Source organism: Saccharopolyspora sp. NPDC002686, assembly GCF_040295745.1.
Taxonomy (GTDB): Bacteria; Actinomycetota; Actinomycetes; order Mycobacteriales; family Pseudonocardiaceae; genus Saccharopolyspora; species Saccharopolyspora oryzae.
Genome location: NZ_JBEOVY010000034.1, coordinates 1 through 20,301, shown reverse-complemented (window position 1 = coordinate 20,301; position 20,301 = coordinate 1). Strand labels below are relative to the sequence as shown.

Annotated in this window: 19 protein-coding genes; 8 read left to right on the top strand and 11 right to left on the bottom strand. The window is 70.7% G+C overall.

The window, feature by feature from the left end; genetic code table 11:
* Positions 1 to 140: 140 nt before the first annotated feature.
* From ABTZ89_RS07060 to ABTZ89_RS07050, 3 genes are read right to left on the bottom strand one after another with little or no spacing between them, the layout of a single operon-like run.
* Complete coding sequence (locus tag ABTZ89_RS07060; RefSeq protein WP_351041216.1) at positions 141 to 1,118, bottom strand: UbiA family prenyltransferase; 978 nt, start codon at positions 1,116 to 1,118, stop codon at positions 141 to 143.
* Positions 1,119 to 1,131: 13 nt separating this feature from the next.
* Positions 1,132 to 2,274 (bottom strand): DegT/DnrJ/EryC1/StrS family aminotransferase, encoded by a 1,143-nt coding sequence (locus ABTZ89_RS07055; protein ID WP_351041213.1) that lies wholly within the window; start codon positions 2,272 to 2,274, stop codon positions 1,132 to 1,134.
* The gene (locus tag ABTZ89_RS07050; RefSeq protein ID WP_502949516.1) at positions 2,274 to 3,497 is read right to left on the bottom strand and encodes a DegT/DnrJ/EryC1/StrS family aminotransferase; all 1,224 of its coding nucleotides are present in this window, start codon (positions 3,495 to 3,497) and stop codon (positions 2,274 to 2,276) included. Before ABTZ89_RS07050 ends, ABTZ89_RS07055 begins: the two co-directional genes overlap by 1 nt.
* Positions 3,498 to 3,746: 249 nt before the next feature.
* Between ABTZ89_RS07050 and ABTZ89_RS07045 the strand changes: the two genes are divergently transcribed.
* The 6 genes from ABTZ89_RS07045 to ABTZ89_RS07020 are packed head-to-tail and all read left to right on the top strand — an operon-like array spanning position 3,747 to position 9,388.
* A complete protein-coding gene (locus ABTZ89_RS07045; protein WP_351041210.1) occupies positions 3,747 to 4,748 on the top strand; it encodes a Gfo/Idh/MocA family protein in 1,002 nt (333 codons plus the stop codon).
* Positions 4,738 to 5,601 (top strand): sugar phosphate isomerase/epimerase family protein, encoded by an 864-nt coding sequence (locus tag ABTZ89_RS07040; protein WP_351041207.1) that lies wholly within the window; start codon positions 4,738 to 4,740, stop codon positions 5,599 to 5,601. Before ABTZ89_RS07045 ends, ABTZ89_RS07040 begins: the two co-directional genes overlap by 11 nt.
* A complete protein-coding gene (locus ABTZ89_RS07035) occupies positions 5,601 to 6,920 on the top strand; it encodes a M20/M25/M40 family metallo-hydrolase (protein WP_351041204.1) in 1,320 nt (439 codons plus the stop codon). Before ABTZ89_RS07040 ends, ABTZ89_RS07035 begins: the two co-directional genes overlap by 1 nt.
* On the top strand, positions 6,904 to 8,007 hold the full coding sequence (locus ABTZ89_RS07030; RefSeq protein ID WP_351041201.1) for an Ldh family oxidoreductase: 1,104 nt from the start codon (positions 6,904 to 6,906) through the stop codon (positions 8,005 to 8,007). The genes ABTZ89_RS07035 and ABTZ89_RS07030 overlap by 17 nt, the downstream gene beginning before the upstream one ends.
* Positions 8,004 to 8,972 carry a Gfo/Idh/MocA family protein gene (locus ABTZ89_RS07025; protein ID WP_351041198.1) on the top strand — a complete coding sequence of 323 codons (969 nt, stop codon included), beginning with the start codon at positions 8,004 to 8,006 and terminating at the stop codon, positions 8,970 to 8,972. The genes ABTZ89_RS07030 and ABTZ89_RS07025 overlap by 4 nt, the downstream gene beginning before the upstream one ends.
* Positions 8,969 to 9,388, top strand: coding sequence for a DUF6917 domain-containing protein (locus tag ABTZ89_RS07020; protein ID WP_351041195.1), 420 nt, complete (start codon positions 8,969 to 8,971; stop codon positions 9,386 to 9,388). The genes ABTZ89_RS07025 and ABTZ89_RS07020 overlap by 4 nt, the downstream gene beginning before the upstream one ends.
* 64 nt (positions 9,389 to 9,452) lie before the next feature.
* Here the strand turns inward: ABTZ89_RS07020 and ABTZ89_RS07015 are convergent, their stop codons facing one another.
* From ABTZ89_RS07015 to ABTZ89_RS07000, 4 genes are all read right to left on the bottom strand, one after another.
* Positions 9,453 to 9,971, bottom strand: coding sequence for an EF-hand domain-containing protein (locus tag ABTZ89_RS07015; protein ID WP_270947190.1), 519 nt, complete (start codon positions 9,969 to 9,971; stop codon positions 9,453 to 9,455).
* Positions 9,972 to 10,081: 110 nt separating this feature from the next.
* Positions 10,082 to 11,338: a nucleotide sugar dehydrogenase gene (locus tag ABTZ89_RS07010; RefSeq protein WP_351041192.1), complete on the bottom strand. Its 1,257-nt coding sequence runs from the start codon at positions 11,336 to 11,338 to the stop codon at positions 10,082 to 10,084.
* 66 nt (positions 11,339 to 11,404) lie between these two features.
* On the bottom strand, positions 11,405 to 11,713 hold the full coding sequence (locus ABTZ89_RS07005) for a hypothetical protein (RefSeq protein ID WP_333776992.1): 309 nt from the start codon (positions 11,711 to 11,713) through the stop codon (positions 11,405 to 11,407).
* Between the two features lie 51 nt (positions 11,714 to 11,764).
* Positions 11,765 to 13,045, bottom strand: a complete 1,281-nt coding sequence (locus tag ABTZ89_RS07000; RefSeq protein ID WP_351041188.1) for a COG1361 family protein — start codon at positions 13,043 to 13,045, stop codon at positions 11,765 to 11,767.
* Positions 13,046 to 13,410: 365 nt separating this feature from the next.
* Here ABTZ89_RS07000 and ABTZ89_RS06995 point away from each other — a divergent pair, with 365 nt between their 5' ends.
* Both ABTZ89_RS06995 and ABTZ89_RS06990 read left to right on the top strand, forming a co-directional pair.
* The gene (locus ABTZ89_RS06995) at positions 13,411 to 14,187 is read left to right on the top strand and encodes a bestrophin-like domain (protein ID WP_351041185.1); all 777 of its coding nucleotides are present in this window, start codon (positions 13,411 to 13,413) and stop codon (positions 14,185 to 14,187) included.
* A 176-nt stretch (positions 14,188 to 14,363) separates the two neighbouring features.
* Entirely contained in the window at positions 14,364 to 15,983 is a 1,620-nt protein-coding gene (locus ABTZ89_RS06990) for an amidohydrolase (RefSeq protein ID WP_351041182.1), read from the top strand.
* On the opposite strand, the gene ABTZ89_RS06985 is transcribed toward ABTZ89_RS06990, so the two are convergent.
* The 4 genes from ABTZ89_RS06985 to ABTZ89_RS06970 all read right to left on the bottom strand — a co-directional run.
* Positions 15,970 to 16,722: a cysteine hydrolase family protein gene (locus tag ABTZ89_RS06985; RefSeq protein ID WP_351041180.1), complete on the bottom strand. Its 753-nt coding sequence runs from the start codon at positions 16,720 to 16,722 to the stop codon at positions 15,970 to 15,972. The two genes, ABTZ89_RS06990 and ABTZ89_RS06985, sit on opposite strands and share 14 nt — an antisense overlap.
* 58 nt (positions 16,723 to 16,780) lie before the next feature.
* Positions 16,781 to 17,167, bottom strand: coding sequence for an acyl-CoA thioesterase (locus ABTZ89_RS06980; RefSeq protein ID WP_351041178.1), 387 nt, complete (start codon positions 17,165 to 17,167; stop codon positions 16,781 to 16,783).
* Positions 17,164 to 19,455, bottom strand: a complete 2,292-nt coding sequence (locus ABTZ89_RS06975) for a bifunctional salicylyl-CoA 5-hydroxylase/oxidoreductase (protein ID WP_270947183.1) — start codon at positions 19,453 to 19,455, stop codon at positions 17,164 to 17,166. The genes ABTZ89_RS06980 and ABTZ89_RS06975 overlap by 4 nt, the downstream gene beginning before the upstream one ends.
* On the bottom strand, positions 19,452 to 20,301 hold an 850-nt coding region (locus ABTZ89_RS06970), incomplete at its 5' end, for an acyl-CoA thioesterase (protein WP_351041174.1). The genes ABTZ89_RS06970 and ABTZ89_RS06975, both read right to left, overlap by 4 nt.

Here is a 20,301-nt window from a genome sequence, read left to right as displayed (position 1 = left end):
CCCCGGGCGGTCCGCCTCTCCGCGATTCACAGCGGTGGTTGCGTTCGGATCGATCTCACGTCTTGCGGTTGCTCGTGGCTGGGTCACGTCACGTTCCCCTGAGGTGCGGTTGAGCAGAACTCGGGTTGGGACAGGCCTTCTCACGAGAGCACCCCCGTTCCGACGAGGAGGTTGGTCAGGACGAGCAGCGCGACGTACGTCCGGTGCACGGTGAAGCCGAGTTTGCGGGCGCGCATGATGTCGTCGCGGACGAAGCCGAGGTAGTACTGGCGGGCGCGCAGGATCGTCGCGGGCAGCATGAGGAGGACGAACCACCACGGCGCCACACCGGTCACCGACGCCACCGCGCCGAGCACGAACTCACCCGCGGACAGCGCGCCGATGAAGATCGCGTTGCCGCGCGGCGAGGTCAGCGCGGCAACCGTCGGCCGCCCGACCGCGCGGTCGCCCTCGACGTCGTTGGTGTTCGAGTACACCCCGAACATCAGCGGGCCCATGCCGAACAGCACCGCCTGCACCAGCAGGAATCCGGAGAACTCCCCGGTCGCCAGACCGTAGGGGCCGAAGACCAGCGCCACCCCGAGCGCGACCAGGAACGCCTCCTGGAAGCCGTGGTAGCTCAGCTTCATCCCGTAGGAGTACTGCAGCGAGATCACGAAGGTGGCCGCGATCAGCACCACCGTCCACAGCGGACGGTGCGGCGCCACCGCGATCGCCCCGGCCCACAGGAGGGCTCCGGCGATGGCGGTGATCCAGGCGAACCGCATCGCCTCCGCCTCGGTCAGCGTTCCGGCGACCAGCGGCTTGCGCAGCTTCTTGCGCAGCGGGTTGTTGGGCCCGTAGTTCTCGATGTCGCTGCCGTCGCGGTAGCCGGTCACGTCGTCGAGCGCGACCATCGCGACGATGGTGCAGATCTCGCCGACCAGGAACAGCAGCAGCATCGGCACCGTCCCGGGCGCCACCGCCGCGGTCGGCAGCAGCACCGCCGCGGACACCACGAAGATGCCGATGTAGTAGTCGAACACGTCGAGCTTGCCCAGCCGGAGGTAGCTGCGGAACTTGCTCTCCTGGCGAGTCCCGGCCTCCGCGCCGCGGGCGACGTTGACGTCACTGGTCATGGTTGGGAATTCCTCACTGTGCTCCGTCGGTCGCCGCGGCGGCGGCGAACTCGCAGACGGCGTCGGCGATGCGCGCCACGTCCGCGTCGGCGAGATGCGGGTAGATCGGCAGCGCCAGGATCCGCCGGCTCGCGTGCTCGGCGTTCGGCCAGCGCTGGTCCGCCGGGGCGTGCGGCGCGAAGGCGGCCTGGTACGGGAGGGGCTGCGGGTAGTACACGTGCGAGGCGATGCCGCGCTCCGCGAGGTGGTCGCGCAGTTCGTCGCGGCGCTCTGCTTGCAAGCAGTACACGTAGTAGCAGCGCCCGTCGCGGCCCGGCGGTGGCGGGACGATGCCGCGGTCGGCCAGCGGCGCGAACCGCTCGGTGTAGTGGTCGGCGATGGCGGCCCGGCGTTCCAGCCGTTCCGGGAAGCCCGGGAACCGGTGCAGCTGGAACGCCGCCTGGATCTCGTCGAACCGGCTGTTGGTGCCGATGACCTGGTGCACGAACCGCTGACCGTCTTGGCCGTGGTTGCGCAGCACCCGCACCCGGTGGCCGAGCTCGGCGTCGCGGGTCACCACCGCGCCGCCCTCCCCCGGCATGCCGAAGGACTTCACCTGCACGAAGGAGAAAACGCCCGCCTCGCCCCACAGTCCGGCAGGGGTGCCGCCCAGCACCGCGCCTTGGGCGACCGCGGAGTCCTCCAGCAGCCGAACGCCGTGGCGCTCGGCCACCTCCGCCAACCGCGGCATGTCGGCCATGATCGAGAACATGTGGGCCGGCATGATCGCCTTGGTCCGGTGGTTGATCAGCCGCTCGACGGCGTCGGGGTCGACGACCATGGTGCGCCGGTCGATGTCGGCGAACACCGGCTGCGCCCCGACCTCCAACACCGCCGAGGCCAGCGGGGCGCAGCCGAACGCGGGGACCACGACCTCGTCGCCGGGCCCGACTTCCATCGCGCGCAGCACGAGGCCGAGTGCGCTGGTGCCGCTGCCGCAGGCCACCACGTCGGCGGCGCCGAGCGACTCGCGCAGCACCTCCTCGAACCGCTCGGTGTGCTCGCCGAGGATGAACTTCTGCTCGGGCGCGGTCGCGATCTCGCGGACCAGGTCGAGCATGACCTTGCGGTCGCCCTCGAACAGGTCCGGCGGGAAGAACGGGATCTCGGGTCGCATCAGGCGCACCTCCCGGCGCCGAAGTCGCGGATCGCCGAGCACACCCGGTCGACCTGCTCGATCGTGAGGTCCGGGTACAGCGGCAGCGCCACCGCCCGCTCGCTCGCGGCCTCCGCGCGCGGGAAGTCGCCGCGGCAGTGGCCGTGCCCGGCGAAGCACGGCTGCAAGTGGAAGGGCACCGGGTAGTAGGTCTCGGTGCCGATCCCGCGCCGGTCCAGGTGCGCCACCAGCTCGTCGCGGTGCTCGACCTCGATCAGGAACACGTACCAGACCCCGGTGGAGTCCGGCGCGGTGTCGACGACCTCCGGCAGGCGGACGACGCCGGGCACCCCGGCCAGCCGCCGCCGGTAGGCCTCGGCCAGCTCCGCGCGGCGGGCGATGTCGGCGTCCAGGCAGGTCATCTTGCCCAGCAGCACGGCGGCCTGGATGTCGTCCATCTTGCTGTTGGTACCGGTCATCCCGGTTTCGGTGGAGATGCCGGGGAAGTTGTCGAGGGTGCGGCCGAACCGCCCGTGGTGGCGCAGCCCGGACACCAGCTCGGCGATCCGCGGATCATCGGTGAGCACCGCACCCGCGTCCCCCAGCGCACCGAGCGTCTTGGCGGGGAAGAACGACAGCACGCCGCCCGCTCCGTGCAATCCGGCGTGGACACCGCGCTGCCGCATGCCGATGGCCTCAGCGCTGTCCTCCACGACCGCGAGCCCACGCCGCTCGGCGATCTCGGACAGCGCCGCCATGTCGGCCATCTGGCAGAAAAGGTGCGCAGGCATCACGAATCGGGTGCGCGGACCGGCCACGCGGTCGACTTCGGCCGGATCCAGCGCGTAGGTGACCGCGTCGACGTCGGCGAACACCGGGCGACCACCGGCGAGCACGACCGAGGTCGCGGTGGCGACGAACGAGTAGGCCGGCACGACCACCTCGTCACCCTGCTTCAGCCCGGCCGCGCGCAGCAGCAGGACCAGCGCGTCGGTTCCGCTGTTGACGCCCACGGCGAAGCGGGCACCGGTGTAGTCGGCGAGGCTGCGCTCGAACTCGGCGACCTGGCGACCGTGGGAGAACTTCCCGTTGTCGAAGACCTCCTCGATCCGCGCGCTGATGTCGGGCCAGAGCCCGTCGAACGTGCGGGCCTGCGAGAAGAACGGGACCGGGTCGACATCGAGGTCGGTCACGTCCGCTTCCCGGAGCCCGGCGGTTTCCGCACCGCGGGACAAGACGACCACGCTCCTGACTGGGTGGTGAACTGATCGAGGCACGCACGAAACTATCCGAGGAGCAACTCGAGCCACCAACTCTTTGGTTGAGCGACGCGCATTTTCACCCAGACCGGTTACGTATGCAGCGGACGTTCTCCCCGGGCTTTGAACAGGTTTCGGAGATCGGTAGGGTCGGCGACCGACCGCTCCGCCGCCTTCACATTCCTATGTGGACGGACAGGTCGACCTCGCCCATTCAGTCCACAGAGGACGTTCATGCTGCACACACTCGTGCTCGGACTCGGCCGCGCGGGCTCCGGCCTGCACCTCCGGGTCCTGGCGAAGGCACGGGCCACCGCACCCGATCTGTTCCACCCCGAACCGGTGATCGGCTGCGATCCCGTCGCGGATACCCGTCACGACTTGCACGATGTGATCACCGCAGCCTCGCTCGACGTAGCAACGAAACTGGTGAATCCGCAACGCACCGTCGTGCACGTGTGCACGCCACCAACCACACGTGTCGCCGTGCTCACCCAATTGGCCCAACACGGCTTTCGCCGCGCCATCGTGGAAAAACCGCTCGCCACCGGAGTCGGCGAACTCCGCGAGATCGACGCGCTGCGCCAGCGGTACGGGCTGGACCTCGTGGTGGTGTCGCACTGGATGGCAGCCGAGCTCACCGAGCGGATCGAGCAGCTCGTCCGGCACGGCGAACTCGGCGAGCTGCGGTCGATCCGCTTCACGCAGGACAAACCCCGGTTCACCCGGTCCGCGGCGACGCACGGGCACCCCACCGCCTTCGACGTCGAGCTGCCGCACTCCCTCGGCGTGGTCCTCCAGCTGGCCGGTCCCGCGGAGGTGCAGCGGGCGGCGTGGACCGACATGCGCTGCCCGGACGCGGTGCTGCCCAGGATGGGCAGCGCGCACCTGACGCTGCACCACGCCGGCGGGGTCACCAGCGAGATCTCCTCCGACCTCACCTCACCGGTCCAGCAACGCCGGATCGTGCTGGAGTTCACCGGCGGCCAGGTCACCGGCCACTACCCGATCAGCGACCAGGACGACCACGCGCAGCTGGTGGTCGACGGGCAGCGGCACATCTTCCGGGACGACGCGCTGACCCGGTTCGTGCTGCGCGCCTACCGCCACTTCCGCACCCCGTCCGCAGGTGGGCACCCGACGCTGCAGGTGCACCGCGACGTCGTCCGCCTGCTTGCCGAGGCCAAGCAGCGCTGCGCACTGGCAGCGGAGAGGAGTTCCAGCCATGCGCGGTGAATCCGCGGGCAACCAGCTCGCCGGGATCGGCGACGAGGCGGCGGTGGACCTGACCGGCCAGATCGCCGCGATCCACGAGCTGGGCTGGTCGGCCATCGAACTGCGGACGGCGGACGGCATCGCGCTCGGCGACCTCGACGCGCCGCAGTTCACCGCGGTGCGCTCCGCCATCCGGGCCGCCGAGCTCGACGTGGTGTGCCTGGCGTCCCGGATCGGCAACTGGGCTCGCCCCATCACCGCACCTCTCCGCGACGACCTGCGCGAACTCGACGTCCTCGCCGAGCAGTGCGCCGCGCTGGAAACCCGGTTCGTCCGGATCATGTCCTACCCGAACGACGGGCTCCCCGAAGCCGAATGGCGGGACCGCGCGCTGGATCGCGTCGCGCGGCTGACCGAACGCGCAGCCCAGCACGGTGTCGTGCTGGTGCACGAGAACTGCGCCGGCTGGGCCGGTGACGACGCTGAGCGGATGCTCCGCCTGGTCACCGAGGTGAACAGCCCGTCGCTGCGGTTGCTCTTCGACACCGGCAACGGCATCGACCACGGCTACGACGCCCACCAGCTGCTCGAGCGGATCCTGCCGCACGTGGTGCACGTCCACGTCAAGGACGCGGTCGGGTCGCCCGGCAACGCCGAGTACGTGCTGCCCGGGGACGGGCAGGCACGGGTCGCCGATTGCCTGCGCCGGCTGCTGGCCGCCGGATACCGCGGGCCGCTGTCGATCGAACCGCACCTGGCGACCCGTCCGCACGAAGGCCTGCGCGCGCACGGCTCGGCCGCGGAGCTGTTCGTCCAGGCCGGGCAACGCCTCGAGCAGCTGCTGCGGACCTGTTCGGAAGCGGTCGCCCCCTGATGCGCGACGACCTCGTCACCGCCGCCGACCAGGAACTGCTGCTGCACCTGCTGGCCATCCCCACGGTCGGCGTCCTGGAACTGTCGCCGGCCGACCCGCCCCCGCAGTTCTGGGAGGCGCAGCGCGACTACGCCCGCGCCGCGGCCAGCATCGGTTTCGAGGTGGTGAGCCACGCGAGCCCGGCACCCGACGTCCTGATGCGCGACGACGTCCCGCTGCCGGTGCGACGCGCCGCCGAGAACCCGGATTTCCTCGCTTCGCAGCCGAGTTTGCTGCTGCGGCTCGGTCCCGAGCTGCCGCGCGAGGACACCGTGATGTTCAACGTCCACCTGGACACCGTCGCCGGGCTCGAACCTGTCGGCCTGAGCGGTGGCCGGATCACCGGGCGCGGTGCGATCGACGCGAAAGGCCCGGCTGTAGCGCTGCTTTCCGGGATCCGCGACGCGGTGCGCCGTGATCCGGCGCTGGGCCGCGACGTCGCGGTGCTCGTGCAGGCGGTTGCCGGTGAGGAAGGCGGCGCGATGGGCACCTTCGGCACGCGTCCGCTCGTCGAAGCCGGTCATGTCGGAAGGCTGAACATCTTCTGCGAGCCGACCGGGATGCGCTTCCTGCCCCGGGCCACGGCGTCGATGACCGCCCGCGTGCGCGTCAACGGTCGCGGCGCCATCGACGACCGGCCCGACGTCGGGCACAACGCCACGGTGCTGCTCGGCTTCCTCGCCCAGCACCTCGCCGCCCAGCTCGACCCGCGGGACCGGCCCGGCAGGCTCTGCATCGCCGGCCTGCACACCGGCCACCTGCACAACCGGGTCTACGGAAGCGGCGAACTGCTGCTCAACCTCTCCTACGGCTCCTCGGACGAAGGGGCCGCGGCCGAGGCCGCACTTCGCGCAGCCGTCCGCAGCGGGGTGCAGCGGTTCACCGAACTGTTCGCCGGGACCAGGGAATTCACGAGCACCGCGGCCGAGGCCGCCGTCATCACCGAGGTGGACTGGCTCAAGCGCGGCCTGCCGAGCCTGGACAACGCCGCCGCGTGGGCCGAGGAACTGCTCACCCGCGCGGGGGCGACCCGCTGGCCGGACGACGAACCCGCCTTCACGTGCGACGCCATCTGGACGGCGGGGCTCGAGGACACCTTCACGGCGGTGCTGGGCCCCGGTTCGCTGGACGGCAACAACGCGCACGCCGAAGGCGAGTACGCCGAGCTGGACGAGCTGCGCGACTTCGCCGCCGCGGTGTCCTCCCTGATCACCGGCTTCGCCGAGCACCGCCGTGAAACCACTCCACGAAAGGGGATCTCCGATGCCTCCGCACCATGACGCACGCGTTCGCGTGCCCTACGACGAACTGCACTCCTTCGTCACCCGGCTGTTCACCGAGCACGGCGTACCGCTCGAACGCGCGATCACCGCAGCCTCCGCGCTCTGCCACGGCGATCTCTGCGGCTTCGACTCGCACGGCGTGTTCAACCTGACCCGCCTGTACCTGCGGCTCTTCGCCACCGACCGGGTCGACGCCACCGCCGAACCGGAGGTGGTGACCGACCTCGGCGCGTGCGCGGTCGTCGACGCGCGCCGGGCGCTGGGCCTGTGGTCGGCCGCCGAAGCCATGGACGACGCCGTCGCGCGCGCCGGTCGGCACGGCATCGGCCTGGTGTCGGTCCGCGGTGCCACGCACTTCGGCTGCGCCGGCTTCCACGCCTCTCGTGCGGCCGCGCACGGCATGGTCGGCGTCGTCGCGAGCAACTGCGGTGGTCAGCGCATCGCGCGCCCGCCGTTCGGCGCCCTGACCATGCTGGGCACCAACCCGCTCAGCGTCGCAGCCCCGGCCCTGCCGGACCACCCGTTCGTCCTGGACATGAGCACCACGGTCGTGCCCACCGGGAAGATCCGCACCGCCGCGAGCAGCGGCGAGACGATCCCGGAGGGCTGGCTCGCCGACGACGCCGGGAACCCGGTGACCGATCCGGCCGAGTTCGACCGCCGCACCGCGCACCTGCGCTGGCTCGGCGGCACCCCGGAGAACGGCGTCCACAAGGGCTTCGGCCTCGGGCTCGTCGTCGAGCTCCTGGCCGCGCTGCTGCCCGGGGCTGCGTTCGGTCCCTCCCCCGAAGCCCTCCACGGCGACGGCGGACCGCACGGGCGGGACGACGACATCGGCTTCTTCGTCCTGGCCATCGCCCCTGACCTGCTGCGCCCGCCCGGCCAGTTCGACGTCGACGCGCAGACCATGTTCAGCACCCTGCTCGACTGCCCGTCCTCCGGCCAGGACGTCCGCTACCCCGGCTGGTGGGAGGCGGAACGGGCCGCCGAGCGGCTGCGCGACGGCGTGCCGATCCGCGAGCACGTCCACCGCGAACTGCTCGAGCTGGGACTTCGCGGCCGCGAGCCGGTGGCCGGGCGATGACCGGCCACCGGCGGGTCGCCGTCGTCGGCCTCGGCGCGATCTCGAAGTACTACCTGCACTCCATCGACCGGCTTCCCGGCTGGGAGCTCGCAGCGGTCTGCGATGTCCGCGAGTCCGCGCTCGCACCGCACGTGGACCGAACACCCTGCTTCCAGGACCACCGCACGATGCTGCAGGAGTCCGATGTGGACGCCGTGGTCGTCACGGTGCCGAACGACGTGCACGCCTCGGTGTGCGCGGACGCGCTGCGGATGCGCATCCCGGTCTGCGTGGAGAAACCACTGGCCCTCTCACTCGGTGAGGGACTCGACCTGGTGCGGCTGTCCCGAGCCGCTGGCGTACCGCTGTTCACCGCGTTCCACCGCCGCTACAACGACAACGTGCTGAACCTGCTCCGGCAGACCCGGCACCCCGACATCACCTCGTTGCGGGTTCGCTACCTCGAACTCATCGAAGAGCACATCGGCGACGACACCTGGTACCTGGACCCGCAGCGGTGCGGAGGCGGGTGCGTGGCCGACAACGGCCCCAACGCCTTCGACCTGGTTCGCCTGTTCCTGGGCGACCTCGAGCTGGTGCGCACGAACGTCACGCGCGATGCGGGCGGCACCGATCGCCAAGCCGTCATCGAGCTGCGCTCCGCAGCCGGTGTGCCGGCGACCGTGGAGCTCGACTGGTCGCACCCGGGCGAGACCAAGGACGTCGAGGTCCTCTTCAGCGACGGAACCCGGCTCGCGGCGGACATGCTCGCCGGGCACGACGGGTTCAAGTCCTCGCTGTGGCACGAGTACTCCGGCATCCTCGGCGACTTCGCCGACGCCATCACCGCAGCGCCCACCACAACCGACGGCGGCCTCGCCGCACTGGAGCTCGTCGACGCGACTTATCGAGCGGAACGGCGCGCGCCAGCTGGAAAACCCGTGGAACGAGCCGATGCCGCGGTGTCGGCGGGAGGAGAGAAGTGAACCCGGAAGAGGACGGCCCGAAGCGAGCGCTGACCGGCACGCTGGTGAAGGTGCTGATGCACCGGCGCGACGAGCGCGGCATGGCTCTCGAACCGCACGCCAGCCGCTGCGTGCGGCGCGGCGAGGTGCACGAGCTGGTGACCACGGACCACTGGGAGACCGATCCGGGAGCCCGCATCGACCGGGTCGGGTTCCTCGGCTTCGCCGAGATCGGGTGCGCCGGGGTGATCGACCGCGGCGACGAGTTCTGGATCGGCGACCAGCGCGTCGGAACGGTGCTCGGTTTCGACGCCTGCCACTACCCGAACCACTACAACATCCTGATCAACACCGAGGTCCCGGTGACCGGAGCAGACCTCCACCTGCAACCGGAAATGCCCGTCTCCTTCGCCCCGGCCCTCCTCCCCGTGCACTGATCTGCGCACAACACGAAAGGCCGGTGCCACCTGGTGGCACCGGCCTTTCGCATCAGGAGCCTGCTCAGCCCAGGAGCTCGACGTCGGAGTTGCCGTAGTGGAAGTCGCGCACCACGGTCAGCAGCTCGTCCGCGGACAGCTCACCGCTGTTGTCCGTGTCGACCTGGTCGAACAGGGTGGTGGTCTTCGACTGGTCCACGCCGATCGCGGTCAGCCAGGTCGCGAACTCCTCGCGGCTGATCTGGCCGCTGTTGTCCTTGTCGGCGAGGCCGACGACGCCCTCGACGATCGGGCGGAGCGCCCGGTCGAAGTCGCGCTCAGCGCCCTTCTCGACGAGCATGCCGGCCGCCGACATGAAGTCGTCCTCGTTCATCGAGCTGGCGCCGTTGGCCACCTGCTGGAACATCGAGGAGAACGCGTTGGTCAGCTTCTGCGCCTTCGCGCTGGTGGGGCTCTCGCCGAACGCCTGCGCGATCCGCTTGGCCTCCTGCTCGAAGTCGGACTGCTCCAGGGCTCCGCTGCCGTCGATGTCCCACTTCGCAAAGCGCTTGCGCAGACGCTCGGTGGCGATGGCGTTGGCCATTGGTCACACTCCCTTTTCTTCATTACCACTCGGAAACAGGACGGGGAGGGAACCTCCCCGCACCCCAACGCGGGAGACTGTCGTTCCCCGCGCAGGTCTTCAGTTGCGGCTCAGATCCGAGCCACGTGCTCCCCCGCGACCACACCGCGGGTGTCCAGCAGCGGACACGCAGATCCGGACAACGTCCTGGTGTCGTACTCCGCGTGCGCCTGTAAGAGGATCGCCAGGTCCGCGGCGGCCAACCCGGCGCGAAGTCCGTCCACTTTGGATATTTCGGATCCGTCCACGGCGAACGAATCCACGTGCGGGTCGTGGAAGACCACTTCCGCGCCCCGCCGCATCAGCTCGCGGGCCACCGGGAACGCCGGGGACTCCCGGGTGTCGGCGACGTCGCGCTTGTAGGTCACGCCGAGCAGCAGCACCCGGGCATCCCGAAGTTGTTTGTCCTGGTCCCGCAGCAGTTCTGCGGAACGGTCGACGACGTGCCGGGGCATCCGGTCGTTCACCCCGCGAGCCGCGTTCAGCACGTCGAAGGTGAAGCCCTCCTCGCTCGCCTTGCTCGCCAGGTACAGCGGATCGATCGGGATGCAGTGCCCGCCGACCCCGGGTCCGGGGTCGAACGGAACGTAACCGAACGGCTTGGTGCCCGCGCAGCGCAACACGTCCCACACGTCGATGTTCACCCGATCGCAGAACTGCGCGATCTCGTTGACCAGCGCGATGTTGACGTAGCGGTAGGTGTTCTCCAGCAGCTTGGCCAGCTCGGCCTCGCGGGTGCCGCGCGCCACCACGACCGAGTCCACGAACCGCCCGTAGAACGTCGCGCCGTACTTCGCGCACAGCGGCGTGACGCCGCCGACGACCTTCGGGGTGTTGCGCACGCCGAACGCGGCGTTGCCGGGGTCGATCCGCTCGGGCGAGAAGACCAGGTGGAAGTCGGCGCCGACGGCGAGCCCGCTGCGCTCCTCCAGGATCGGCCGGACGGTCTCCTCGGTGGTGCCGGGGTGGGACGTGGATTCGAGCACCACCAGCATTCCCGGGCGCAAGTGGTCGCCCACCGCGCGCGCTGCGGAGCGGACCGCGGCGAGGTCGGGTTCACCGCCGGACAATCCGGTGGGCACGCAGATCACGACGGTGTCGGCCGTGCCGATCACCGAAGGGTCGGTGCCGGCCTGGAACCCGCTCGCGACCAGGTCGGCGACCACCTCGTCCGGCACGTCCCCGACGTGCGAACGCCCGGCGTTGAGCCCCGCCACCACCGCATCGGAGATGTCGAGACCGGCGGTGCTCAGACCGGCCTCGCACGCCCGGGCGGCCAGCGGCAGCCCGACGTAGCCGAGCCCTACGACGACGAGATCAAGCGGCATCGCGGGACTCCAGCGGTGTCGTCGGTGCTGCCGCGTTGCCGGGCGCCGCTGCGGCTGCCAGCGGGCTCATGCCGAGAAGCTCCCGCTGCCCGGCGCGACGTGCGTGCCATGACCGGGCAGCACGATGACGGAAGGCCCCAAGCAGAACGGGTCGCCGTAGATCCGCACCGGACTATCGGTGTTGTTCGTCAGGACGTGCGCGGCGAGCGGGAGCTTCTGGCAGCCGGTCGGGTCGGCGTAGGTCGTCAGCGGCTGCAGCTCGGTCTCGAAGACGACGACCTCGCCGCTCGCGGCTGCCGCGGAACCGGCGGCGAGCGCCATCGCGGCCGCACTGGCGGACAGCAGCACCGGCGTGGAACGAAGCAGGCTCATCATCAGGTCCCTCCATTGGATTTCTGGTTCGCAGCGCGGGTTTCGGCGATCGGATCAACGGCCGATCCGAGTGGCCGAGGACAGCGCACCCACGCTGACGGTCATCACGAGCACGCCGAGCACCGCGACGATCGCGGCTGTTCTGCCCGGCGCTTCCCGCACCCCGGCGGACTCCGCCAGCTCGGGCGGAGCACCAGGCGGCGGCACCTCGGGCAGAGGCGCCGCAGCGCGCGGAGGTGGCGCGGGTGGGGCCACCGCACGGGCGGTCGCGCGGACGACGTGGGCGGAATCCGCGACCGCACCACCGAAAACCCCGATTCCGGTCACGGTGAGTTCCACCCGCTCCCCCGGTGCCGCGCGACACGTGTAGGTGATCGACTGCCCAGGTGCGAGCTCGCCGATCTTGCGCTGGCAGGCGGCGGGCTGCCCGGTGACCTCGACGTCGACCAGCCGCACCGATGACGGGTTGTGCACCGTCACCGGAACCAGCGCCGCTTCGGTCGTCGGCGCGAACGCGATGTTCCCGATCGACAGCTCGATCTGCGCCTGCGGCGGGATCTCGACCCTTCCGCCCGCCTCTGCGGTGACCTCGGTCCCGTCCGGCGTCGTGCCCCGCACGTGCGCAGTCAGAGCGCCGTCCTCCGGCGCGGCGCCCCCGCACGAGACCTCGGCGCTGCGCCCGGGTTCCAGCCGGTCGACGTCGCGACGGCATGGACCGGTGCCGAGCTCGGCCTCGATCCGGTCCAGTGGAACGCCGCCGGTGTTGGTGATGACTGCGTGCTGGGTGATCGGCTCGCCCGGACGCGCGGCGGACGGCTCCGCGGTGGTGCGGACGTCGAGCGATGCCTGCCAGCTGACGCGAAGGCGCCACTTTCCCCAGCAGGGCTCGCCGGATCCTGGAACCGCACCTCGAACCACGACGGTGCGCCCGTCGGCCGCAAGGATGCTGGGCAGCCGGTCCGAAACGTCCGCGTGCGCAGTGATGGTGCCGTGCCCGTCCCGGGTAAAGCGCTCGGCCACCACCCGCTCCGAACCCACCTTCAGAGCTGCGGCGGGGGCATCCGGCCACATCCCGGGGACGAAGCGGCACCACCCCATCACGTCACCGCCCCATTCGAGTTCCGCGGTGAGATCTCGAGTTCCGCGAGGGATGTTCAGCTCTGCCACCGAGTCGATGCCCGGGACCACAACTCCCCCGACCGCCGTCGAGCCGGCGCCCTGGTCGCCGTTCTGGCGACTGGCGGTCGGCCCGTGCGCGGCCACGAGCCACGGTGCGAGCAGCAGGAGCGCGCACACCAAAAGGCCCGATGAACGCGCGCCGGTCAAGGTGCGCATGACTACGAGATCCCCCTCTGTAGCAGGCGTTTTCCGGAAGAATCCGAGATCGCTGTCACGTTCGGTCACATGATCGACGCAGACGGTAACACCCCCGAAATCGGGTAGCGGTCGCTCGAATTCGAGTCCACAGTGGATCGACTTCCGGGCGTGAGCTGCTGCGCAAGACCCGGCACCACCCGGTCGGCGTAAAGCGGCACCGATAACCCGCGACATGTTCGGGTTCTCAATACCACTCGATTGAGCGGAGTTCGTTCCGGTTCAAGGGCTTTAGCCGACCTCGCCGGTACCTTCACTCCCGGCCGCGCCTGGCTCTCGGGCGCTCGGCATCCTCGACCCCCGCACATTCGTTAGGACCTGCTGCCGTGATCCTCATCAGCCTGCTGGCGATCGTCCTGCTGGCCCTCGCCGTCGCCGGGTTCACCGTGCTGAACGCCCGCCGCAAGGCGTCCGCATCCGGCGAGGCGGATTCGGATTCGCAGTCGTTCGTCGGCGGTGTCCTCAGCGCCCTGTTCACCGTGGTGCTCGCGTTCTACATCGTGTTCGCGTGGCAGAACGGCGACGACATCGACAAGGCCTCGCAGCAGGAGACCAACGCGCTCATCGACGTCTACTGGCAGTCCAGCGTCGCCCCGCAGCAGCAGGCTTCGGCCATCCAGTCGACGATCACCCAGTACACCGCGCGGGTCGCCGACCACGAGTGGCTCGCCCACGACGCCGGCGAGGCCGACCCGGAGGCCGAGCAGCTGCTGGCCGAGCTGCGCTCGCAGGTGCTGGCGCTGCCCGCCGACAGCGAGGCGCTCAAGACCTCCCGGGAGCAGTCGCTGCAGGACATCCGCCAGATCACCGAGCACCGCCAGCAGCGGGTGACCATCGCGACCGACGACCAGAGCTTTAACGTCGTGCTGCTGGTGGCCAGCATCCTCGGCGCGGTGCTGATGATCGCCTTCCCGCTGCTGATCGGCCTGAGCATGCGACCGGCCAACGTCGCGGTGATGGCGCTGCTCGCGGTCACCCTCGGCTTCACCGTCTACATGTCGTTCGAGCTGCTCCACCCGTTCAGCGGCCCGTTCGGGGTCGATCCGGACTCCTTCAACGCGGCCCAGGAGACCTTCCAGACCGCTTCGCGACCCACCTCCTGAGCTCCAGCGCACGCCGACCAGATCGAAGAACGGGAGCCGACTCGCCCAGCGGGACCATCCGCTCGGCGAGTCGGCCGTTTGCTGCTGCCGGGCCGCGCGGAAAAACTTCGACCAGCGAACCCCGGGCGGACGTCGCGGTCCCATCATGCCCACGTCCGGGAACCGAGAGGAGATCGATGACCCCGCAGCCCGCTGACCTGCTGGTCCGATGTGCCAACGTCCGCACGCTGGTCGCCGGTGAAGGACCGCGACGGGCCTTGGCCGTGCGCGGGGAGCGGATCGCCGCGCTGTCGGCGGATCCGGACGGGCTCGACGAGCTGGTGGGCCCTGGCACGACGGTGCTGGACCTGCCGGGTTCCACCGTGCTGCCGGCCTTCGACGACACCCACACCCATCTGATCTCGGCGGGCGACAGCGCGCACGACGTGGCCGTGGACGGTGCGCGTTCGATCGCCGAACTCTTGGACCTCATCCGGACCCGGGCGGCGAAAACCCCTGCTGGGCAGTGGATTCGCACCAGCGGTCACTGGCAGGAGCTGAACCTGGTCGAGCGCCGCTTCCCCACCGCCGACGAGCTGGACCGGGCCACCGACCAGCACCCCGTGCTCGTGTTGCGCGGCGTGCACAACCAGGTGCTCAACCGGCACGCCCTCCGGCTGTGCGGCATCGATGCCACCACGCCCGACCCCGAAGGCGGCAGCATCGCGCGGGACGGCGACGGGCGCCCCACGGGCCATCTGATCGACGGCCTCGCCCTGATCCAGCCGCACCTGCCCGCGCCCGATCCGGCGAGGAAGCTCGACGGGCTGCGCCTCGCCTCCCACGACTACGCGGCCACCGGGATCGGTGTGGTGCGCGACACCAACTCCTCCCTGGCCGATCTGGACGCGCTCGCGCAGCTGCGGGACGCCGGGGAGCTCGGCTGCCGGGTGCGGGTCCTGCTGACCACGATGGGCTTCACGTCCGTGCGGCAGGTCGAGGACGTCCTGGACGGGATGGAGGAATGGCGGCGCCGCGGCGACTCCTGGTTGAGCGTCTGGGGCGTGAAGTTCTGGATGGACGGTGGAATCGAATCCGGGGCCCTCGAGCACCCGTACTGCCCGGCGCACTCGCCCGTTCCCGGCTACACCGGACAGCTGGCCTGGGACGAGCAGGTCCTCCAGGACGCTGTGGAGGCGGTGGTGCGGCGCGGCTGGCGCGTCGGCATCCACGCCTACGGCGATCGCGGGGTGCGCACGCTGCTCGACCTGTTCGAGAGGGTGCAAGCGCGTCTGCCGGAGCTGCCCCACGGGACGCTGGTCATGGAGCACGGCGGTCTCGCCGACGGCGAGCAGCGGCGCAGGGCGGTCAGCATGGGGATCCCGGTGACGGTGCAGCAGCCGCTGCTGTTCGACGTCGCCGCCGTCCAGGCCGAATATTGGGGCGGTGAAAGGGTTTCCCACCTGTTCCCCGCGCGGGAATGGCTTGACGCCGGGGCCGACGTCTCGGCCGGATCGGACTTCCCGGTCGGCATGTACGGGGCGGCGCACTCGCTGTTCGGCCTGACGACGCGGCAGACCGTGGACGGCGTCTGCGGCCCCGAACACGCCATCACCCGCGAGGAAGCGATCGCCCTGCACACCACTGCCGCGGCCCGGCTGACCGGCGAGAGCGACCTGCGCGGTCAACTCGCCCCCGGACGCCTCGCGGACCTCACCATCTGGCCCGAGGACCCGTGCACGGCGGCCGAGGAGGAATTGGACGGACTCCGGCCCAGCCACACGATCTTGGGCGGCGCCGTGGTCAATCCGCGCTGAGGTCCGGACGCTCCTTGGCCGCGTGGTGGAGCGAATCGCCGTTGTGGAGGGTGTCGATGATGGTTCGGTGGTCGAGCACCCGCCCGACCCCGCGCCGCATCGTCCGCAGGGTGGCGCGTTGCGCGTCGGCGTTGTCGGTCGCGTTCACGTCGGAGCCGAACACGACGTGGTAGCCGAGGGAGAAAGCGCTCCGGGCGGTCGATTCGCAGCAGAAGTTCGTCAAGGTGCCGCACACGATCAGCGTGCGGACGCCGCGGCAGCGCAGCGCGTAGTCGAGCTCGGTGCCGGCGAACGAGTCATAGGTGTGCTTGGCCGAGATGACCCGCTCGCCGTCACGCGGGCGGAGGCGCCGGTAGAGCTTCGACCCGGGTGTCGATTCCGCGACCGCACCATTGCGGATGGGCGGCCAGAACGCGTAGAAGTCGTGCGCCACGTCCGGCGCAGCGGTGTGCTCGGTGTACAAGACCGGCACGCCCGTGTCGCGGCAGGCCGCGATGAGCGCTTCGACTCGCGGCAGTTGCCGGTACGCCTCGGGCACGCACATGGGGTTGCCGGGATTGACGAAGTCCTCCTGCAGGTCGACCACGATCAGCGCGCATTCCTCGGGCTTGATCTCGAAGGCCCAGTGCTTGTCGGTCTCGTAGTCGGAGTCGGCGAACGAGAGGGACTCGCGCTCGCCTTCCAGCAGTTCGTCCTCACCGCGGGAGTAGGTGTGCAGGAAATCGTTGACCACTCGCATGTTTCGTCCTCCAGTGCTCGTTTCAGGACGCATTGAACGGAACGGCCCGCGGCCCCAGTCACGACTGATCAGACCGGCCGAAGGCTGCCGACACGTCAGCGGGCCACGGTGTTGGGCGTCCGTCGTCATCCACGTGCACGACGGTGTGGCGGCCCTCGACGCAGGTTTCGCCGTCGCGCAGGACGAGCCAGCCGTAGGTCACCGACGTCCGCCCGACCCGCTCCACGGCGAGCCGGATCTCGATCTCGTCGCCAGCGGCCAGCGCTCGGTGGTAGACGGCCTCGGTGGCCTTTCGCGGGAAACGGCTCACGTCGGTCACGCCGCTGCGGCGCAGCAGGTCGTGCTCGGCGAGCTCGGCCCACCGGAACACCGACGTCCAGTGGATCCGGCCGCTGGCGTCGGTGTCGGCGAAGGCCACCCGGTGGGGCCGCACCAGCTCGGTCACGGGTGCTGCTCCCGGCGCCGGGCGGAGAGCCCGGAGCGGTACTGCTTCGGGATCGGGTGCCCGCGGTAGTCCTGGTCCAGCGCCGCGTTGAGCGTCCAGTACGGGTCGACCAGGTGCGGGCGGGCGATCGCGCACAGGTCGGCGCGCCCGCTGGCGATGATCGTGTTCGCGTCCTCCACCGAGGACACCGCGCCGACCGCGATCGTCGGGATGCCGGTCTCCTGGCGGATCCGGTCGGCGAACGGGGTCTGGTAGAGCCGCCCGTGCTTCGGCTTCGCGTCGATGCTCGTCTGACCGGTGGAGACGTCGATGATGTCCGCGCCGTGCGCGGCGAGCATCGGGGCCAGCGCGACCGCGTCGTCGCCGTCGAACCCGCCGTCGACCCAGTCCGTCGCGCTGATCCGGACGCTGATCGGCCGGTCCTCGGGCCAGACCTCGCGCACCGCGTCCAGGATGCGCAGTCCCAGCCGCGCCCGGTTCTCCAGGCTCCCGCCGTAGGAGTCCTCGCGCTGGTTGGACAGCGGGGACAGGAAGCTCGACACCAGGTAGCCGTGCGCGAAGTGCAGCTCCAGCAGGTCGAAACCGGCTTCGGCGGCGCGGCGCGCGGCCGCGACGTGGTCGGCGACGACCTGGTCCAGGTCCGCCTCGGTGGCCGCGCGGGGGATCTGGCTGTCCGGGCGGTAGCGGATCGGCGAGGGGCCGAGGATCTCCCAGCCGCCCGTCGGCAGCGGTTCGTCGATGCCCTCCCACATGACCTTCGTCGAGCCCTTCCGGCCCGCGTGCCCGATCTGGGCGCCGATCTTGGCGCCGGTGCGGGTGTGCGCGAAGTCGACGACGCGCGCCCAGGCGTCGCGCTGGGCGTCGTTCCACAGCCCTGGGCAGCCGGGGGTGATCCGGGCGTCCGGGGAGGTGCAGATCATCTCGGTCAGCACCAGCCCGGCACCGCCCTGCGCGCGCCCGCCCAGGTGCACCAGGTGCCAGTCGTCCGGCATGCCGTCGGTGGCCGAGTACTGCGCCATCGGCGAGACGACGATCCGGTTCGGCAGCTCCAGCCCGCGCAGCCGGTACGGGTGGAACATCGGTGGCGTGCCGGTGGCGACCTCGCTGCCCTGCGCCCGGGTGCGTTCGGCGAGCCAGTCGTCGACCCGGCCCACGTAGTCGGCATCACGCAGCTTGAGGTTGTCGTAGGTGACCCGCTGCGACCGCGTGAGCAGCTGGAACGCGAACTGCTCCGGTTCCAGGTGCCGGTAGCGGCGGGCTCCTTCGAACCACTCCAGGCTGGTCTGCGCCGACCGCTGGAGCGACGCGACGACCGGCTCGCGGTCCTCCTGGTAGGCCTTGAGCGCGGCCTCGACGGCGGGCTCGCCGTCCACCGCGGTGGCCAGCCCGATCGCGTCCTCCAGGGCGAGCTTGGTTCCCGAGCCGATGGAGAAGTGCGCCGTGTGCGCGGCATCGCCGACCAGCACCACGTTGCCCGCCGCCCAGCGCTCGTTGCGGACGACCCCGAACGACAGCCAGCCGGAGTTGTTGCCGATCAGGCCGTGCCCGTCGAGCAGGTCGGCGAAGACCTGCTCGCAGAACCGCATGCTGGCCTCGTCGTTCTCCCCCGGTTGCCGCGGCACGGCTGCGAACCGGTCCAGGCCGGCGCGCCGCCAGGTGTCCTCGTCGGTCTCCACGATGAACGTCGAGCGCTGCCCGTCGAACGGGTAGATGTGCGCCCAGAACAGGCCGAACTCGGTCTCGACGAACTGGAACGTGAAGCAGTCGAACGGCCGGGTGGTGGCGAACCAGACGTACTTCGCGCTGCGCCGGTCCACGCTCGGCCCGAACTCGTCGGCGAGCTCGGTGCGGATCCGGCTGTTCACGCCGTCCGCGGCGATCACCAGGTCGTGCTCGGCGCGCAGCTGCTCCAGCGGTGGTGCCTCGGTGGAGTAGCGGACGTCGACGCCGAGCCGGGTCGCCCGCTCCCCCAGGATGCCCAGCAGCCGTTTGCGCTCCAGGGCGGCGAAAGCGTGCCCGTCGCTGCGCTCGCGGCTGCCGAGGAAGTCGACGTCGATGGCCGACCAGTGCCGGAACTCCGCGGCGATCCGGCCCAGCGACTCCGGGTCGGCCGCCTCGATGTTCTCCAGCGTTTCCTGGGAGAACACCACGCCGAAGCCGAAGGTGTCGTCCGCGGCGTTGCGCTCGTAGACGGTGATCTCGCGGGACGGGTCGGACTTCTTCAGCAGGATCGCCGAGAACAGCCCGCCCGGCCCGCCGCCGACGGAAACGATCTTCTTCGCGGTCACGAGTCCCCCTCGGGCAGTCGGACGAGTCCCTCCTGGACGACCGAGGCCAGCAGCCGTCCGTCGGCCGAGAACAGCCGCGCGGTGCCGAGCCCGGTTCCCCTGGTGGCGATGGGAGATTCCTGCACCAGCGCGACCCATTCGTCCATCCGGCCGTCGTGGTGCCACCACATCGCGTGGTCCAGGCTGGCCGTGACGACGCCGTCGTCCGCCCAAGCGGCCCCGTGGTGGCGCAGGATCGGTTCCAGCAGCGTGTAGTCGCAGACGTAGGCCAGCGCGCTGCGGTGCACGGCCGGATCGTCCGGCAGCCGTTCCCAGGCCTTCAGCCACACCGTCTGCCGGCGTCCGCGGCCGCCGTCGGGTCGCGTGTAGACCGCCGAAGGCGAGTGCCGGATGTCGAAACTCCGGTGGAAGCGCCAGTATTCGGCGTCCCGGGTGTCCTCGCCCTGCAACGCGTCGGCGGTGCTGGGGAGTTCGGCCGGGTCACCGGCGTCGGCCGGCAGTGCGTCGGAGTGCTCGACGCCCGGTACCGGAACCTGGAACGAGGCCATGGCCTGGAAGATCGGTTTGCCGTTCTGGCTGCCGCGCACCGAGCGGTGCGAGAAGCCGCGCCCGTCGCGCAGCCGCTGCACCTCCCAGCGGGTCTTGCCGTTGACGTCGCCCGCGCGCAGGAAGTAGCCGTGCAGGCTGTGCACCCGGCGGTCCTCGCCGACGGTCAGCGACATGGCCCGCTCGGCCTGGGCGACGATCTCGCCGCCGTAGGCCCGGCCGGACGGGATGACCTGGTGGCCGCCCAGGAACGCGTGCTCCGAGGCGGACGGGCGCACGCTGGCCGGCGACCGGTCGGCC

What these genes read in the sequence shown, in the direction of transcription:
- ABTZ89_RS07060 (WP_351041216.1), bottom strand. Translation starts at nt 1,118, where the DNA reads ATGACCAGTGACGTCAACGTCGCCCGCGGCGCGGAGGCCGGGACTCGC.
- ABTZ89_RS07055 (WP_351041213.1), bottom strand. Translation starts at nt 2,274, where the DNA reads ATGCGACCCGAGATCCCGTTCTTCCCGCCGGACCTGTTCGAGGGCGAC.
- ABTZ89_RS07045 (WP_351041210.1), top strand. Translation starts at nt 3,747, where the DNA reads ATGCTGCACACACTCGTGCTCGGACTCGGCCGCGCGGGCTCCGGCCTG.
- ABTZ89_RS07040 (WP_351041207.1), top strand. Translation starts at nt 4,738, where the DNA reads ATGCGCGGTGAATCCGCGGGCAACCAGCTCGCCGGGATCGGCGACGAG.
- ABTZ89_RS07035 (WP_351041204.1), top strand. Translation starts at nt 5,601, where the DNA reads ATGCGCGACGACCTCGTCACCGCCGCCGACCAGGAACTGCTGCTGCAC.
- ABTZ89_RS07030 (WP_351041201.1), top strand. Translation starts at nt 6,904, where the DNA reads ATGCCTCCGCACCATGACGCACGCGTTCGCGTGCCCTACGACGAACTG.
- ABTZ89_RS07025 (WP_351041198.1), top strand. Translation starts at nt 8,004, where the DNA reads ATGACCGGCCACCGGCGGGTCGCCGTCGTCGGCCTCGGCGCGATCTCG.
- ABTZ89_RS07015 (WP_270947190.1), bottom strand. Translation starts at nt 9,971, where the DNA reads ATGGCCAACGCCATCGCCACCGAGCGTCTGCGCAAGCGCTTTGCGAAG.
- ABTZ89_RS07010 (WP_351041192.1), bottom strand. Translation starts at nt 11,338, where the DNA reads ATGCCGCTTGATCTCGTCGTCGTAGGGCTCGGCTACGTCGGGCTGCCG.
- ABTZ89_RS07005 (WP_333776992.1), bottom strand. Translation starts at nt 11,713, where the DNA reads ATGATGAGCCTGCTTCGTTCCACGCCGGTGCTGCTGTCCGCCAGTGCG.
- ABTZ89_RS07000 (WP_351041188.1), bottom strand. Translation starts at nt 13,045, where the DNA reads ATGCGCACCTTGACCGGCGCGCGTTCATCGGGCCTTTTGGTGTGCGCG.
- ABTZ89_RS06990 (WP_351041182.1), top strand. Translation starts at nt 14,364, where the DNA reads ATGACCCCGCAGCCCGCTGACCTGCTGGTCCGATGTGCCAACGTCCGC.
- ABTZ89_RS06985 (WP_351041180.1), bottom strand. Translation starts at nt 16,722, where the DNA reads ATGCGAGTGGTCAACGATTTCCTGCACACCTACTCCCGCGGTGAGGAC.